The organism is Streptomyces sp. NPDC058375 (genome assembly GCF_042723425.1).
In the GTDB taxonomy this organism is placed as follows: domain Bacteria; phylum Actinomycetota; class Actinomycetes; order Streptomycetales; family Streptomycetaceae; genus Streptomyces; species Streptomyces durocortorensis.
Window position 1 is genome coordinate 1 of the sequence record NZ_JBHXJG010000059.1, and the last position, 14,793, is coordinate 14,793.

Annotated in this window: 15 protein-coding genes; 11 read left to right on the forward strand and 4 right to left on the reverse strand. The window is 72.6% G+C overall.

Going from position 1 to position 14,793, the window contains the following annotated elements:
• The 4 genes from ACFWM7_RS12910 to ACFWM7_RS12925 form a co-directional block, all read left to right on the forward strand.
• Window positions 1-759: aminotransferase class III-fold pyridoxal phosphate-dependent enzyme (locus ACFWM7_RS12910; RefSeq protein ID WP_383259231.1), on the forward strand; the 759-nt coding region annotated here is incomplete at its 5' end.
• An 89-nt stretch (window positions 760-848) separates the two neighbouring features.
• Entirely contained in the window at window positions 849-1,247 is a 399-nt protein-coding gene (locus ACFWM7_RS12915; RefSeq protein WP_383259235.1) for an ectoine synthase, read from the forward strand.
• A 3-nt stretch (window positions 1,248-1,250) separates the two neighbouring features.
• Window positions 1,251-2,144 carry an ectoine hydroxylase gene (thpD, locus tag ACFWM7_RS12920; RefSeq protein WP_383259239.1) on the forward strand — a complete coding sequence of 298 codons (894 nt, stop codon included), beginning with the start codon at window positions 1,251-1,253 and terminating at the stop codon, window positions 2,142-2,144.
• A gap of 99 nt (window positions 2,145-2,243) precedes the next feature.
• Complete coding sequence (locus ACFWM7_RS12925; RefSeq protein ID WP_383259243.1) at window positions 2,244-3,278, forward strand: VOC family protein; 1,035 nt, start codon at window positions 2,244-2,246, stop codon at window positions 3,276-3,278.
• Here the strand turns inward: ACFWM7_RS12925 and ACFWM7_RS12930 are convergent.
• Window positions 3,254-4,324 carry an alkene reductase gene (locus ACFWM7_RS12930; RefSeq protein ID WP_383259247.1) on the reverse strand — a complete coding sequence of 357 codons (1,071 nt, stop codon included), beginning with the start codon at window positions 4,322-4,324 and terminating at the stop codon, window positions 3,254-3,256. The two genes, ACFWM7_RS12925 and ACFWM7_RS12930, sit on opposite strands and share 25 nt — an antisense overlap.
• A gap of 221 nt (window positions 4,325-4,545) precedes the next feature.
• Between ACFWM7_RS12930 and ACFWM7_RS12935 the strand changes: the two genes are divergently transcribed.
• A complete protein-coding gene (locus ACFWM7_RS12935) occupies window positions 4,546-5,052 on the forward strand; it encodes a MarR family winged helix-turn-helix transcriptional regulator (RefSeq protein WP_383259252.1) in 507 nt (168 codons plus the stop codon).
• A gap of 28 nt (window positions 5,053-5,080) precedes the next feature.
• On the opposite strand, the gene ACFWM7_RS12940 is transcribed toward ACFWM7_RS12935, so the two are convergent.
• Window positions 5,081-6,139: an aminotransferase class V-fold PLP-dependent enzyme gene (locus ACFWM7_RS12940; RefSeq protein ID WP_383259255.1), complete on the reverse strand. Its 1,059-nt coding sequence runs from the start codon at window positions 6,137-6,139 to the stop codon at window positions 5,081-5,083.
• Between the two features lie 198 nt (window positions 6,140-6,337).
• Between ACFWM7_RS12940 and ACFWM7_RS12945 the strand changes: the two genes are divergently transcribed.
• Window positions 6,338-6,721 (forward strand): VOC family protein, encoded by a 384-nt coding sequence (locus ACFWM7_RS12945; protein WP_383259258.1) that lies wholly within the window; start codon window positions 6,338-6,340, stop codon window positions 6,719-6,721.
• Window positions 6,722-6,776: 55 nt separating this feature from the next.
• Here the strand turns inward: ACFWM7_RS12945 and ACFWM7_RS12950 are convergent, their stop codons facing one another.
• Together ACFWM7_RS12950 and ACFWM7_RS12955 are read right to left on the reverse strand one after the other, a co-directional pair.
• Window positions 6,777-7,388, reverse strand: a complete 612-nt coding sequence (locus tag ACFWM7_RS12950; protein ID WP_383259318.1) for a DUF1349 domain-containing protein — start codon at window positions 7,386-7,388, stop codon at window positions 6,777-6,779.
• A 31-nt stretch (window positions 7,389-7,419) separates the two neighbouring features.
• Complete coding sequence (locus ACFWM7_RS12955; RefSeq protein WP_383259261.1) at window positions 7,420-8,940, reverse strand: aldehyde dehydrogenase (NADP(+)); 1,521 nt, start codon at window positions 8,938-8,940, stop codon at window positions 7,420-7,422.
• A 239-nt stretch (window positions 8,941-9,179) separates the two neighbouring features.
• On the opposite strand from ACFWM7_RS12955, the gene ACFWM7_RS12960 reads away from it, so the two are divergent.
• The 5 genes from ACFWM7_RS12960 (at window position 9,180) to ACFWM7_RS12980 (ending at window position 14,780) form a co-directional block, all read left to right on the forward strand.
• Entirely contained in the window at window positions 9,180-9,950 is a 771-nt protein-coding gene (locus ACFWM7_RS12960) for an IclR family transcriptional regulator (RefSeq protein ID WP_383259320.1), read from the forward strand.
• 236 nt (window positions 9,951-10,186) lie between these two features.
• A complete protein-coding gene (locus ACFWM7_RS12965; protein ID WP_383259263.1) occupies window positions 10,187-11,269 on the forward strand; it encodes a hypothetical protein in 1,083 nt (360 codons plus the stop codon).
• Window positions 11,266-12,552 (forward strand): sensor histidine kinase, encoded by a 1,287-nt coding sequence (locus ACFWM7_RS12970; RefSeq protein WP_383259266.1) that lies wholly within the window; start codon window positions 11,266-11,268, stop codon window positions 12,550-12,552. Before ACFWM7_RS12965 ends, ACFWM7_RS12970 begins: the two co-directional genes overlap by 4 nt.
• Window positions 12,549-13,214, forward strand: a complete 666-nt coding sequence (locus ACFWM7_RS12975; RefSeq protein WP_383259268.1) for a response regulator — start codon at window positions 12,549-12,551, stop codon at window positions 13,212-13,214. Before ACFWM7_RS12970 ends, ACFWM7_RS12975 begins: the two co-directional genes overlap by 4 nt.
• Window positions 13,215-13,328: 114 nt before the next feature.
• Window positions 13,329-14,780 carry a peptidoglycan D,D-transpeptidase FtsI family protein gene (locus ACFWM7_RS12980; RefSeq protein WP_383259270.1) on the forward strand — a complete coding sequence of 484 codons (1,452 nt, stop codon included), beginning with the start codon at window positions 13,329-13,331 and terminating at the stop codon, window positions 14,778-14,780.
• The last annotated feature ends 13 nt before the right edge of the window (window positions 14,781-14,793 follow it).

The following is a 14,793-nucleotide window of genomic DNA, read 5'->3' on the forward strand; positions in this document are numbered from 1 at the left end:
CACGGCACGCCGATGCCGTTCGACAACTACTTCGACGGCACGGTCCCCGACTTCCTCTGGTTCGAGCGGCTCCTGGAGGACCAGGGCTCCGGGCTCAACAAGCCCGCCGCCGTGATCGTGGAGACCGTCCAGGGCGAGGGCGGCATCAACGTCGCCCGCCCCGAGTGGCTGCGCGCGCTCAAGGAGCTGTGCGAGCGCCAGGACATGCTGCTGATCGTCGACGACATCCAGATGGGCTGCGGCCGTACCGGCGGCTTCTTCTCCTTCGAGGAGGCCGGCATCGTCCCGGACATCGTCACGCTGTCGAAGTCCATCAGCGGCTACGGCATGCCGATGTCGCTCTGCCTGTTCAAGCCGGAGCTGGACATCTGGGAGCCGGGCGAGCACAACGGCACCTTCCGCGGCAACAACCCGGCCTTCGTCACGGCCGCCGCCGCGCTGGACGCCTACTGGGCCGACGGCCAGATGGAGAAGCAGACCCTGGCCCGCGGCGAGCAGGTCGAGCAGACCCTGCTGGCCATCTGCGGCGAGGAGCCGACCGCGCAGTTCCGCGGCCGGGGCCTGGTGTGGGGCATGGAGTTCGAGGACCCGGCGCGCGCCGCCGCGGTCTGCGCCCGCGCCTTCGAGCTGGGGCTCCTGCTGGAGACCTCCGGCCCGCAGAGCGAGGTCGTCAAGCTGCTGCCGCCGCTGACCATCACCCCCGAAGAACTGGACGAGGGCCTGCGCACGCTGGCCCGCTGCGTCCGCGAAACGGCCTGACCCGGCACTGCCGGGGCAGGCGGAGAAGAAGAGGCCCCGGGCCGCGAGGCCCGGGGCCTGTACAGAGAAGAGAAGGGCAACCGCTCACCGTGATCGTCCGATCGTTCAGTGACATCGAGAACACCGACCGGCATGTGAAGGCCGCGTCCGGAACCTGGGAGAGCAAGCGCATCGTGCTCGCCAAGGAGAAGGTGGGCTTCTCGCTCCACGAGACCGTGCTGTACGCGGGCACGGAGACCTCCATGTGGTACGCGAACCACATCGAGGCGGTGCTGTGCACCGAGGGCGAGGCCGAGCTCACCAACGACGAGACCGGCGAGAAGCACTGGATCACGCCCGGCACGATGTATCTGCTGAACGGGCATGAGAAGCACACCGTGCGGCCCAAGACCGACTTCCGCTGCGTGTGCGTCTTCAACCCCCCCGTCACCGGACGGGAGGACCATGACGAGAACGGTGTCTACCCACTGCTGACCGAGGAGGGCTGAACCATGACCACCGAAGTACGCGCCGATCTGTACCCCTCGCGCGGCGCCGCCGAGATGACCACTCCCCGCCAGGACCCGGTCATCTGGTCCGCGCCGGGCGCACCGGGTCCGATCGCCGCCAAGGACCTCCAGGGCTACGAGCACGACGGCTTCCTCACCGTCGACCAGCTCATCACCCCGGACGAGGTCGCCGTCTACGAGGCGGAGCTGAACCGGCTGATCTCCGACCCGGCGATCCGCGCCGACGAGCGCTCGATCGTCGAGAAGCAGTCGCAGAACGTACGGTCCGTCTTCGAGGTCCACAAGATCAGCGAGGTCTTCGCCGGTCTGGTCCGCGACGAGCGAGTGGTGGGCCGGGCCCGCCAGATCCTCGGCTCGGACGTGTACGTCCACCAGTCCCGGATCAACGTGAAGCCGGGCTTCGGGGCCACGGGCTTCTACTGGCACTCGGACTTCGAGACCTGGCACGCGGAGGACGGTCTGCCGAACATGCGGACGGTGTCCGTGTCGATCGCGCTGACGGAGAACTTCGACACCAACGGCGGGCTGATGATCATGCCCGGTTCGCACAAGTCGTTCCTCGGCTGTGCGGGCGAGACGCCGAAGGACAACTACAAGAAGTCGCTCCAGATGCAGGACGCCGGCACCCCGTCCGACGAAGCGCTGACGAAGATGGCCGACCGCCACGGCATCAGGCTCTTCACGGGCAAGGCCGGTTCGGCGACCTGGTTCGACTGCAACGCCATGCACGGTTCGGGCGACAACATCACCCCGTACGCGCGCAGCAACGTCTTCATCGTCTTCAACAGCGTGGAGAACGAGGCGCAGGAGCCCTTCGCGGCTCCGATCCGCCGCCCCGAGTTCATCGGCGCGCGGGACTTCACCCCGGTGAAGTAGCGGGAGAAGCAGACGCATTGGGCCCGGGACGGTACGCCGTCCCGGGCCCCTCGCGTAACTCGTTGGACCGGGGCCGGGCCGACGGGGAGGGTGGCACCCATGACTTCCCACGTACGTCACATCACGATCGACTGCGCCGACGCCTACGGACTCGGCACCTTCTGGGCCCAGGTGCTCGGTGCGCCGCTCTCCGACGAGGACTCCCCCGGTGATCCGGAGGCGCTGGTCGAGGCGCCCGGCGCGGCGATCCTCTTCGTCCAGGTGGACGAGGAGAAGCAGACCAAGAACCGCGTCCATCTGGACGTCCAGCCGCAGGACCGCTCCCGCGACGAGGAGGTCGAGCGGCTGCTCGCGCTCGGGGCGACCCTGGTGGGCGATCACCGCAAGCCGAACGGGCGCGGGTGGGCGACGCTCGCCGACCCCGAGGGCAACGAGTTCTGTGTGGAGTGCGGCGCGGCCGAACGGGCGGCGCTGACCGGCACCCGGCTGCCGGTGACCGCCGACGACGTGACCAGTGCCGTGCGGCTCGCGGTGGATGTGCTGGCCGGGGCCCCGGCGGACCGCTGGGACACGCCGGCGGGGAGCCTGACGTGGACCTGCTGGGAGACGGTGGAGCACCTCAGCGACGATCTGTTCGCGTACGCCGCGCAGTTGGGGCCTCGTACGCCTCCGCTGGACCACGAGGTGCCGTATCGATGGGCGCCGGACCGGGAGGGCGGCCCGCACAACGCGATCTTCGCCGATCGTGCGGCGGGCACCGCCGGGCTGCTGGCCACGCTGGAGGCGAGCGGGGCGCTGCTGGCCTCGATGGCGCGGACGACGCCGCCCGAGGTGCGCTCGTACCACGGGTTCGGGATCTCCGACCCGGAGGGCTTCGCCGCGATGGGCGTGGTGGAGACCCTGGTCCACACCCATGACCTGGCCGAGGGCCTGGGCCTGAAGTGGGCGCCGCCGGCCGCGCTCTGCGGCCGGGTGCTGGCGCGGCTCTTCCCGGACGCCCCGGCGGGCGGCGACCGGTGGACCGTCCTGCTGTGGGCCACCGGTCGCGCCGAGCTGCCGGACCACCCGCGCCGCACGTCGTGGCGGTGGGACGGGCGGCCTCCCGCGGATCAGACGGCGTCGAGCGCGGGGTAGTCGGTGTAGCCCTCGGCGTCGCCGCCGAAGAAGGTCGACGGGTCGGGGGTGTTGAACGGGCCGCCCGCCTTCAGCCGGGCGGGCAGGTCGGGGTTGGCGAGGAAGAGCGCCCCGTAGGAGATCAGGTCGGCGATGCCGTCGTCGATCACCGTGTGGTCGCCGGGCCCGGTGGGGCCCTCGGAGTGCACGTTGATGACGAGGGCCCCGGAGAAGGCCTTGCGCAGGGCGAGGGTCAGCTCGCGGATCGGGCCGGCCTCCAGGACGTGCAGGTAGGCGAGGCCGAGCGGCTCGATCTGCTGGACCAGCGCGGTGTACGTGGCCTCCGGCGCGGGCTCGTCGATGTCGTTGTACGGGTTGCCGGGCGAGATGCGCAGGGCGGTGCGCTCCGGGCTGATCTCGGCGGCGACAGCCTTGACGACCTCGACCGCGAACCGGGTGCGGGCCTCGTCGGAGCCGCCCCACGCGTCGGTGCGCCGGTTGGTGTTGGGGGCGAGGAACTGGTGGATGAGGTAGCCGTTGGCGCCGTGCAGCTCGACCCCGTCGAAACCGGCCTCCACGGCGTTGCGGGAGGCGGTGACGAAATCGGCGACGGTCGCGCGGACCTCGGCGTCGGTCAGCTCGTGCGGCTCGACGAAGTCCTTCGGTCCGGCGTGGGTGTAGACCTGCCCCTCGGCCCGGACCGGGGAGGCGCTGACGGGAACGAGGCCGTCGGGGAGCAGAACCGGGTGGCCGATGCGGCCCGCGTGCATGATCTGGGCGAAGATCCGGCCGCCTGCGGCGTGCACCGCGTCGGTGACCGTACGCCAGGAGGCGACCTGCTCGGCGCTGTGCAGGCCGGGCGTGGAGGGGTAGCCCTGTCCCACGACGGACGGCTGGATGCCCTCGGTGATCACGAGGCCGGCCGAGGCGCGCTGGGCGTAGTACGTGGCGGTGAGCTCGGTGGCGGTGCCGCCCTCGCCGGCCCGGCTGCGGGTCATCGGGGCCAGGGCGATGCGGTTGGCCAGCGGGGTGCCGGAGAGGTCGATCGGGTCGAACGCGGTGGTCATGGAGGCTCCCAAGATAAGTATGTGGTCGGCCAAGCATCGGCGTCGACGGCAACTGTAACCCATTGATTGGCCGACCAAGGTAAAGTCGTGGGAAACCGCCGGGCATGGAGCGGACGTGGAGCTGGACGCGGAGTCGGCCATGGAGTCGGGCATCATCGGAAGCCGCCGAAGCCACTGCCGAAAGCCGCCGCTCGCAGCCCCGAGGACCTCAGGAGCCCACCATGACCACCGGCCACGCCACCCCCGCGGAAGAGGCCTGTACCGACGCGCTGCCCATGGCGGCGCTCAGCGGGCCCGTCAGCCACGCCGTCTCCCGGGTGGCCCGGCTGCACCGGATCGCGGCGGGCAAGGCGCTCAGGGGGGTGGACCTCTACCCGGGGCAGGAGCTGCTGATGATGCACCTGTGGGACCGGGGGGCGGTCCGGCAGACCGAGCTGATCAGGGCCCTGGACCTGGACCCGTCCACGGTCACGAAGATGCTCCAGCGACTGGAGCAGACCGGGCATGTGCGCCGCCGCCCCGACCCGGCCGACCGGCGGGCCGTGCTGGTCGAGGCGACGGACGAGAGCTGCGCGCTGCACACCGCGGTCGAGGCCGCCTGGGGCAGCCTGGAGGAGCACACGCTCGCGGGGCTGGAGCCGGCCGAGCGCGCGGAGCTGGTCCGGCTGCTGGCGAAGATCGAGGAGAACCTCTGCCGGGAGACCGAGGACTGCCCCGACCGGCGCTGAGCCGCACCCTGGTCGATACCCGTATCGATCAGGCCAGGAACTTCAGCACCCGGTCCACATCGTCCTCGGTGTTGTAGAGGTGGCAGGAGATCCGCAGATTCCCGGCCGGGGCGGAGACGGCGATACCGGCCTCCGCCAGGCCGGGCTGACGGCCGTCCAGCCCCGGCACGGCGACGATCGCCGACTCCCCGGGGACGGCCTCGTGTTCCAGCTCGGCGAGCCCCGCCCGCAGCCGGGCAGCGAGCCCGGTGGCGTGTGCGTACAGGGCGTCGGCGCCGACCTCCGCGAGCAGGTCCAGGGAGTGCTCGGCCCCGTGGTACGCGAGGAAGGCGGGCGGCTCGTCGAAGCCGCGTGCGGTCGGGGCGAGGCGCTCCAACGGGCCGTAATTGCTCGCCCAGGGGGCGCCGGCGGAGACCCAGCCGGCGAAGAGGGGCGGCAGGGTGTCCTGCGCCTCCTCGGTGACGGTCAGGAACGACGTACCGCGCGGGCAGAGCAGGAACTTGAAACCGCCGGTGACGGTGTAGTCGTACGCCCCGGCGTCCAGCGGGAACCAGCCCGCCGCCTGGGTGGCGTCCAGCAGGGTCCGGGCCCCGTGCGCCGCGGCGGCCGCGCGGACGGCGGCGAGATCGGCGACCCGGCCGTCGGCCGACTGCACGGCGGAAAAGGCGACCAGCGCGGTCGAGGGGCGCACGGCCTCGGCGAGGTCCGCGAGCGGCGCGTACCGCACGCACAGATCGCCGCGGAGCGCGAACGGGCTGACCACGGAGGAGAACTCGCCCTCGGGGCAGAGGACTTCGGCGCCGGGCGGCAGCGAGGCGGCGACCAGGCCGACGTGGACGGTGACGGAGCTGCCGGTGGCGACCCGGTCCGGGTGGACGCCGACGAGCCGGGCGAACCCGGCCCGGGCGGCCTCCACCGCCTCGAAGCTGCCCGCCCCCACCCGGCGCCCGGCGGCGTTCTCGTCGGCCAGAGCCTTGACGGCGGCGATCGTCCGGCGGGGCAGCAGGCCCCAGCTGGAGGTGTTGAGGTAGATGACCTCGGGCGCGAATTCGACGGCTGCGGCTTGGATGGGCGCGAGGATCGTCATGCGTCCACCCTGGAGCGCCCCTAACTCCAAGTCAACGACGAAGAGTTACGGGGCGCACCAAAGGGATTCTTATGGACGGAGGTCAGCCCCGCGAAACCTCGCAGGCCCCGTCCGTGTCGCAGGCCGCGGCGTCCCCCAGGTGATTCCCGCTCCGCGACCCGCTGGCGTCCGGAGCGGAAATCGGGAAAGCTCGCGCGCATGGTCTCAGTGGTGCAGAACGTGGCGATCGACTGTGTGAACGCGTATGAGCTGGCGCGGTTCTGGAGCCGGGTGACCGGCCGTCCGCTGCATCCGGAGGACGGACCGGGCATGCCGGAGACGCAGGTGATGATGGCGGAGGGCCCGATGCTCTATTTCCATCAGGTGCCCGAGGCCAAGAAGGGCAAGAACCGGCTCCATCTGTGTCTGCGCCCTCAGACCTCGCGCGAGGAGGAGGTGGAGCGGCTGCTGGCCCTCGGCGCCACCCTCGTCGCCGATCTCCGGAACCCGGACGGCTCCGGCTGGGCGGTGCTCGCCGACCCCGAGGGCAATGAGTTCTGCGTTCTGCGCAGCGCGTCCGACCGGGCCGCGACGGCTTCCTGACGCCCGGCGCGCGCCCCTGAAGCCCTGGTGTGCGCCTCAGCCCCTCCCTGTCGCCTCACCGCCCGTCGCGCAGGTTCTCCACTCCCCCGGGAAGGAACGCGATCCGGTCGAAGACCGTGCCGCAGCCCTCGCCGGTGGGTGACTGGACGAGGAAGCCGATACGGGCGGCCGCCCGCTCCTCCTCCGTGCCGAGGGTGAAGACGCGGACGAAGGTCCAGGTCTCGCCGTCGGCGGAGGCGTGGAAGGCGTAGGCGTTGCCGGTGCGGCTCAGGCGGAGCCAGCAGACGCCCTCCTCCACCACGAAGGCGTTGGCGTCGTCGGAGTGGCCGCGGGTGACGACGGTGCAGACGGTCGGGAGGTCCGCGGAGTGCTCCAGGCAGAGCTTGGCCCACTCCTGGTCCCCGACGTGGAGGTACAGCGCGCCCGCGTCACCGGCCGAGGCCAGGCCGGGGCGTACCCGGGCCAGCAGCCGGAAGTCGCCCTCCCCCACCGCGCCGAGCAGGCGCGGGGCGTCGGAGGCCGGGGCGAGGGAGTCGCCGGACGGGGGGACGAAGAGGTCCTGGCCGGGGCCGGCCCGGCCGGTCAGTATGCCGTCGGAGTAGGTCCAGCGGCCGTCGGGGCCCGCCGCGTCCAGGGCGAAGGGGAGGGTGCCCAGGTGCAGGGGCAGGCTCATGCGCGGCGTCCGATCAGGTTCAGGGTCATGCCCGGCGCCCGTCCACCCGGCGGGGCAGGCCCAGCGGGTTGTCCTCGCGCAGTTCGGGCGGGAGGAGCGCGTCGGGGGTGTTCTGGTACGTGACCGGGCGCAGCCAGCGTTCGATCGCGGTGGCCCCGACGGAGGTGGAGGTGGAGGTGGTGGCGGGGTAGGGGCCGCCGTGGTGCTGGGCGGGGGCGACCGCGACGCCGGTCGGCCAGCCGTTGACCAGGATGCGGCCGGCGAGTGGGGTGAGGGCGGCGAGGAGGCGGGCCGCGTCGGGGTCGGGGTCCTCGGTGGCGGTCTGGAGGGTCGCGGTGAGGTTCCCGGGCAGGCGGGCCAGGACGGCGGCGGTCTCGTCGACGGAGGTGTACCGGGCGATCACGGTGACCGGGCCGAAGCACTCCTCCAGCAGCGCGTCGTGCGGGCCCTTCGCGGTCAGCCGGGCGGCCGGCACGGTGAGGAATCCGGCGGAGACGGTGTGCTCGCCGGCCGCGCCGGGGGTGACGGGGGCGTCGACGTCGGGCAGCGCGGCCCGCTCCCGTACGCCCGCGACGAAGGCGTCCCGCATGCGGTGGTCCAGCAGGACGCCGGAACCGGTGGAGCTGACCGTCTCGGTGAGGGTCTTGAGGAGTTGGTCGCCCGCCGCCCCCTCGGGGACCAGGACGAAGCCGGGCTTGGTGCAGAACTGGCCGACGCCGAGCGTCATCGAGCCGCCGAGACCGGTGCCGATCTCCCCGGCGCGCTCGGCGGCGGCCGCCCCGGTGACGACGACCGGGTTGAGCGAGCCGAGTTCGCCGTGGAAGGGGATCGGGGTGGGGCGGGCGGCCGCCGCGTCGAACAGGGCGCGGCCGCCGCGTACCGAGCCGGTGAAGCCCGCCGCGCTCACCAGCGGGTGGCGGATCAGCTCGACGCCCGCGTCGAAGCCGTGGACCACGGTCAGCACGTCCTCGGGCAGCCCGGTGCGGGCGGCGGCGCGGCGGAGGACGGAGGCGCAGAGTTCGGAGGTGGCCGGGTGGTCGGGGTGCGCCTTGACGACGACCGGGCAGCCGGCCGCGAGCGCGCTGGCCGTGTCGCCGCCGGGGACGGAGAAGGCGAGCGGGAAGTTGCTCGCGGCGTAGACCGCGACGATCCCGAGCGGGATCTTGTAGCGGCGCAGGTCGGGCCAGGGCGGGGTGCGGGAGCCGTCCTCGTGGTCGATGTGGACGTCGAGATAGGCCCCCTCGTCGACGACCTCCGCGAAGGACCTCAACTGGGCTGCGGTGCGGGCGAGTTCGCCGGTAAGCCGGGCCGGGCCGAGGGCGGTCTCCGCGTCGGCCGCCTCGATGATGTGCTCGCCGGACACCTCCAGCAGCTCCGCCGCCGTACGCAGGAACGCGGCGCGCGCCGCCCGGTCGGCGAGGGCGTCGCGGACGGCGTGGGCGGCCCGGACCACGCGGTCGACCTCCTCGGCGGTAGCCTCCACGGCAACCTGCTCGCGCGGGTTCCCCGTTCGGGGGTCGACACTCCAGACTGGTGCTGCGCTCACGGTGCTTCCCTTCCGCCGTGCGACCGTCCTGCGACCGGATTTTTGACCGGCTCCCGGCCGATGTGCGGCCGACTGTGGCCGCACATCGACAAGTGTTCGTTATTCTGAACAGAGTTCCTGATCGTGAATGCCCTGGGACTCTATTTCCGGGCGTTCCGTGTTGGCAATCGTGTGGCGACTTTTCGGACGGCGACGCGGACGAGAAGTCGATGAGCTGGAAGAAGAAGGGGGCGTGGGCGATGTCGGTCGCCGAGTCCGGTGGGGCACAGGTCAAGTCCGCGGTACGGACGGTGGAGCTCCTCGAATACTTCGCGGGGCGGCCCGGCATGCACTCGCTGGCCGCCGTCCAGGAAGCGGTCGGCTATCCCAAGTCCAGCCTCTACATGCTGCTGCGCACCCTGGTGGAGCTGGGCTGGGTGGAGACGGACGCGACGGGCACCCGGTACGGGATCGGCGTCCGCGCCCTGCTGGTCGGCACGTCGTACATCGACGGCGACGAGGTCGTGGCCGCCGCCCGCCCGACGCTGGACCGGCTGTCCGACGACACCACGGAGACCATCCACCTGGCCCGCCTGGACGGGACGAACGTGGTCTACCTCGCGACCCGGCAGTCCCAGCACTATCTGCGCCCCTTCACCCGGGTCGGCCGCCGCCTGCCCGCGCACTCCACCTCGCTCGGCAAGGCGCTGCTGGCCACCCACAGCGACGAACAGGTCCGCAAGATGCTGCCCGAGACGCTGCCCGCGCTGACCGAGCACACCATCACGGACCGCGAGAAGCTCATCGATGAGCTGCGGCTGGTCCGGGAGCAGGGCTACGCGGTGGACCGCGAGGAGAACACCCTCGGCCTGCGCTGCTTCGGTGTGGCAATCCCCTACCGGACGCCCGCGCGTGACGCCATCAGCTGCTCGGTGCCGGTCGCCCGGCTCACAGCCGGCCACGAACAGATGGTGAAGGACGCCCTGTTCGACGCCCGGGACCGGCTCACGCTCGCCACGCGCAGGCTCTGAGGGCCGGGTGCGGGTGACGCTCCGCCCGTAGGGGCTCACCGCACGGCCTTCCTCGCACGGTCTTCCTCGCACGGTCTTCCTCGCACGGTCTTCCTCGTACGGTCTTCCTCGCACGGCCTTCCTCGTACGGCCTCCGCCGCCCAGGGTCTCCCCGCCCGCGGTCTCCCCCGCCCGGCGGAGACGGATCGTCGCCGGGCAGGACGCGCGGGCGGCGGCCCGCGCGGAAGCCTGGTGCCATGACAGCGAACCGGAGCACCGGCACGAGCGCACCGCCCGAGGCACCCCCGTACGGCACCGCACCGCCCGAGACACCCCCGTACCGCATCGGCCGCGCGCGGTCCGTGCTGCGGGTGGTCGCCATGGTGTCCTGCCTGCCCTACGTCGGCCTCAAGACGGCCTGGATGGCGGGCAGCCGGCTCGGGATCCCGGACGGCAGTCCGCTGCTGGACGGCGGCACGATGCTGGCCGTCGCCAACGGGGTGACCGTGCTGATGGACGGCGCGGTCGTCGTCCTCGCGCTGTTGCTCACCCGGCCCTGGGGGCTGCGGGTACCGGCCTGGCTGCTGGTGCTGCCTATGTGGGTGGCGAGCGGTCTGCTGCTGCCGATCATGACGGCTTTCCCGGCCCAGCTGATCGTACGGCTCCTCGGCGGTGGCGGCGGGCGGCCGGTCGGCGAGGGGAGTTCCGAGGCGTTCCTCGAACCGTGGGTCTTCGGTGTCGTCTACGGCGGCTTCATCGTCCAGGGCCTCGCCCTCGGCACCCTCTTCGCGCTGTACGCCAGGGAGCGTTGGGGCGCTCTGTGGCAGGGGCGGCTGCGGGATCTGCCGGAGACTCCGACCGCGCCCGCCCTGCGCGCGACCGCCGTCGCCGCCGCGACGGCGGCCCTGGCCCCCGGCGTGACCCACCTGCTGTGGGCGACCGGTTCGACCGCCGGACTCGAAGCGGGCCGGGCGGCGGACCGTACCAGCGACTTCTACGTCCTCGAAGCCGTCAGCCTGCTCTTCGTCCTGGCCACCGCCGTCGCGGTGCTGCTGCTCGCCTTCCGGCGCACCGGCCGTCTCTCCCTGCGTCTGCCGCTCGTCCTGGCCTGGGCCGGTTCGGCGCAAATGGCCTGTTGGGGAGGGTGGTTGAGCATCGCCGCGCTGATGGAGGCGGGCGAAGCGGCGGACCGGCCGACGGCGGCCACGATGGTGATCTACGCTGTCCAGATGCTGGCCGGGACGCTCGTCGTGACGCTGGGCGCGTACTTCTTCGCGGAGCGCGCGGCGGCCCGGTCCGTCCCCGCACGCAACGCGCCCCACGAGAGCCGGGTGTCATGAAGCCGGTCGCCGCACTGTTCGGACGGCGGGCGCGGCTGCGCTGGCTGCATCTGATCATCGGCGGCGCGCTGCTGATGCCGTACTTCCTGGTCGCCACGGTCCTGGTCGGGATGGCGGGCGGCGGGGAACAGCTCTTCTCCTCCCTGTCCGCCCAGCTCGTCGCGTTCGCGCTCGCCCTGCCGATGGCGGCGGCGACCGGTTTCTTCGCGCTCGTACGGCCGCTGTGCGTGGCCGCCGCCCGCGCCCTGTGCGGGGTTCCGCCCGCCCTGCTGGCCGACGGTCCCGCCCGGACCCGGCAGGCCCGGACGCGTACCGCCGGCTGGTTCACGCTGCATCTGGCGTTCGGCGGGATCGTCAGCGGGGCCACGCTGGCGCTGCCGCCGTTCGCGGTGGCGGTGGTCTGCCTGCCGTTCTTCGCGGGGCTGCGCGACACCTGGCTGCTCGACGGCTCCCCCGTGCTGCGGGAGCCGTGGGTCCTGGCCCTCGCGCCGTTCGCCGGGCTCGCGATGCTGGTGGCACTGGCGCTGGCCGCCGCCGTGGCCGGGGAGGTGCTGGCCCGGCGGGCCCCGGTGCTGCTGGGGCCGACGCCGGAGGACCGGCTGGCCGCCGCCGAGCGCCGCGCGGCGGATCTGGCGGTGCGCAACCGGCTCGCCCGGGAGCTGCACGACTCGGTGGGGCACGCGCTGAGTGCCGTGACCCTTCAGGCGGGGGCGGCGCGCCGGGTCCTGGACCGGGATCCGGAGTTCGTCCGCGAGGCGCTGACCGCCATCGAAAAGACGACGCGGCGGACGGTCGGCGAGCTGGACTCGGTGCTGGGACTGCTGCGGCAGGACGGGGAGCCGGACGACGAGGGCATGGCGTACGGGCCGGGTCTTGACGCGCTCGGCGGGCTGCTGGCGCACTGCGGGGTGCCGGTGGCGTACGAACGGGAGGGCGATCCGGAGGGCCCGGGGGTGGTGCAGCCGGTGGTCTCGCGGGAGGCGTACCGGATCGTCCAGGAGGGGCTGAGCAACGCCCTGCGGCACGGCGGGGACGCGTCCCCGGTGCGGCTGCTGGTCGCGGTACGGGAGAGGGAGCTGGAGATCGTGATGGAGAATACGCTGGGCGAACGGCCGGCCGTGGCCCGGCCCGGGGGCGGCCGCGGGCTGCGCGGCATCGCGGAGCGGGCGGTCCTGCTGGGCGGCCGGGCCGAGGCACGACCGGTGGACGGCGTCTGGCGGCTGACCGCCCGGCTCCCGCTGACGGTCCCGGGGACGGACGGCGTGCAGGAGGGGCGGCGATGAGCGGGGCTCCGGTGCGGGTGGTGCTCGCGGACGACGAGCGGATGGTGCGTACGGCGCTGCGCGTGATCCTGGACGCCGAGGAGGGCATCGAGGTCGTCGGGGAGGCCGCCACCGGCGCGGAGGCCGTCTCCGTGGTGCGGGAGCTGCGGCCCGACGTGGTGCTGATGGACGTACGGATGCCGGAGATCGACGGCATCCGGGCCACGGAGCAGATCCTCGCCACGCTGTCCGACCCGCCGAGGATCGTCGTGGTCACGACGTTCGAGAACGACGCGTACGTGTACGACGCCCTGCACGCCGGGGCGGCCGGGTTCCTGCTGAAGCGGGCGGCGGCCGAGGAGCTGGTGCAGGCGGTGCGCCTGGTGGCGTGCGGCGACTCGCTCCTCTACCCGGCGGCGGTGCGCACGCTGGCCGCCGAGCACACCGCGCGGCGGCCGGCCGCCGGAGCCCGGGCGTGGGTGGCGCGGCTGACAGGGCGGGAGGCGGACGTGCTGCGGCTGATGGCGGCGGGGCTGACCAACGCGGAGATCGCGGACCGGCTCGCGGTCGGCCCGGCGACGGCGAAGACGCATGTGGCGGCGGTCCTCGCGAAGACCGGCGCCCGGGACCGTACCCAGGCGGTCATCGCGGCGTACGAGTCCGGTTTCATCACCCCGGGCTGAGCGGCCGGTCCCCGTTCGCCGGGTGAGAGGACAGCTCGCGCGCCGGGTGAGAAATCGGTGAGAAGCGGCACGACCGGGAACGCCCGGAGCGGCCCCGCTCGTCCCTCCAGCGGGATGAACAAGACAATCAGGCGCGCTTCGGTCTTCTGCCTGCTCATGGTGCTCGCCCTGCTGGTGCGGGCGACGTGGGTGCAGGGCTACGAGGCCAAGGCGCTCGCAGACGACGAGCACAACCGGCGGAACACCATCGCGCAGTACGCGCAGCCGCTCGGGGACATCATCGTGGCCGGTTCGCCGGTCACCGGATCGAAGGGGACCAGTGGCGGCGACCTCCGGTACAAGCGCACGTACACCCAGGGCGAGCTGTACGCGGCCGTCACCGGCTACAGCTCGCAGGCGTACGGGGCGACCCAGCTCGAAGGCATCTACAGCGATGTCCTGGACGGCACGGACGACCGGCTGAAGAACCCGAAGGACCTGATCACCGGCGGGCAGGCCGCGCCGGGCAACGTCCTCACCACCATCGACCCGGACGTCCAGAAGGCGGCCTACGAGGCGCTCGGCGACGACAAGGGCGCGGCGGTGGCGATCGACCCGAAGACCGGCCGGATCCTCGGCATGGTCTCGACGCCCTCGTACGACCCCTCGAAGATCAGCGGGACGACGGACGGGGACGCCTGGCAGAAGCTGCTGGACGACAAGGACAAGCCGCTGGTCAACCGGGCGCTGCGGCAGCCGCTGGCGCCGGGCTCCACGTTCAAGCTGGTGGTGGCGGCGGCCGCGCTGGAGGACGGGCTCTACGGCTCGGTCGACGAGCGCACCGACAGCCCCGACCCGTACACCCTGCCCGGCACCAGCACCGTCCTGCGCAACGAGAACGCATCCGCCCCCTGCGAGAACGCGACCCTGCGCACCGCCCTCCAGTTCTCCTGCAACAACGTCTTCGCGAAGGCCGCCGCCGATCTCGGCCAGGACAAGGTCAAGGAGATGGCGGACGCGTTCGGGTTCGACACCAAGGAGCTGGACGTCCCGGTGCGGGCGGCCGAGAGCGTGTATCCGACGGGCATGGACAAGGCGCAGACGGCCCTGACGGGGATCGGCCAGTTCGAGGTCACCGCGACCCCGCTCCAGATGGCGATGGTCAGCTCGGCGCTGGCCAACGGCGGTGAGCTGGCCGCGCCGCACATGGTCTCCCAGGTGAGCGACGGGGGCGGTACGGCGCTGGAGGAGACCGACGGCGGCGACACGAAGCGCGTGGTGGAGGAGTCGACCGCCGAGCAGTTGCAGAGCGCGATGGAGACGGTCGTGGAGAAGGGCACCGGCACCAACGCCCGGATCCCCGGGGCCGAGGTCGGCGGGAAGACGGGCACCGCGCAGAACGGCGTGGACAACAGCAACACCCCGTACGCCTGGTTCACCTCGTACGCGAAGGACCGCGAGAGCGGCAAGGGGGTGGCGGTCGCGGTGATCGTCGAGGACTCCGGCTCGGCGCGCTCCGAGGTCAGCGGCAACGGGCTGGCCGCACCGATCGCGCAGAAGATGATGAAGGCGGCGCTGGAGCGGTGAGTTGGCTGCCCCC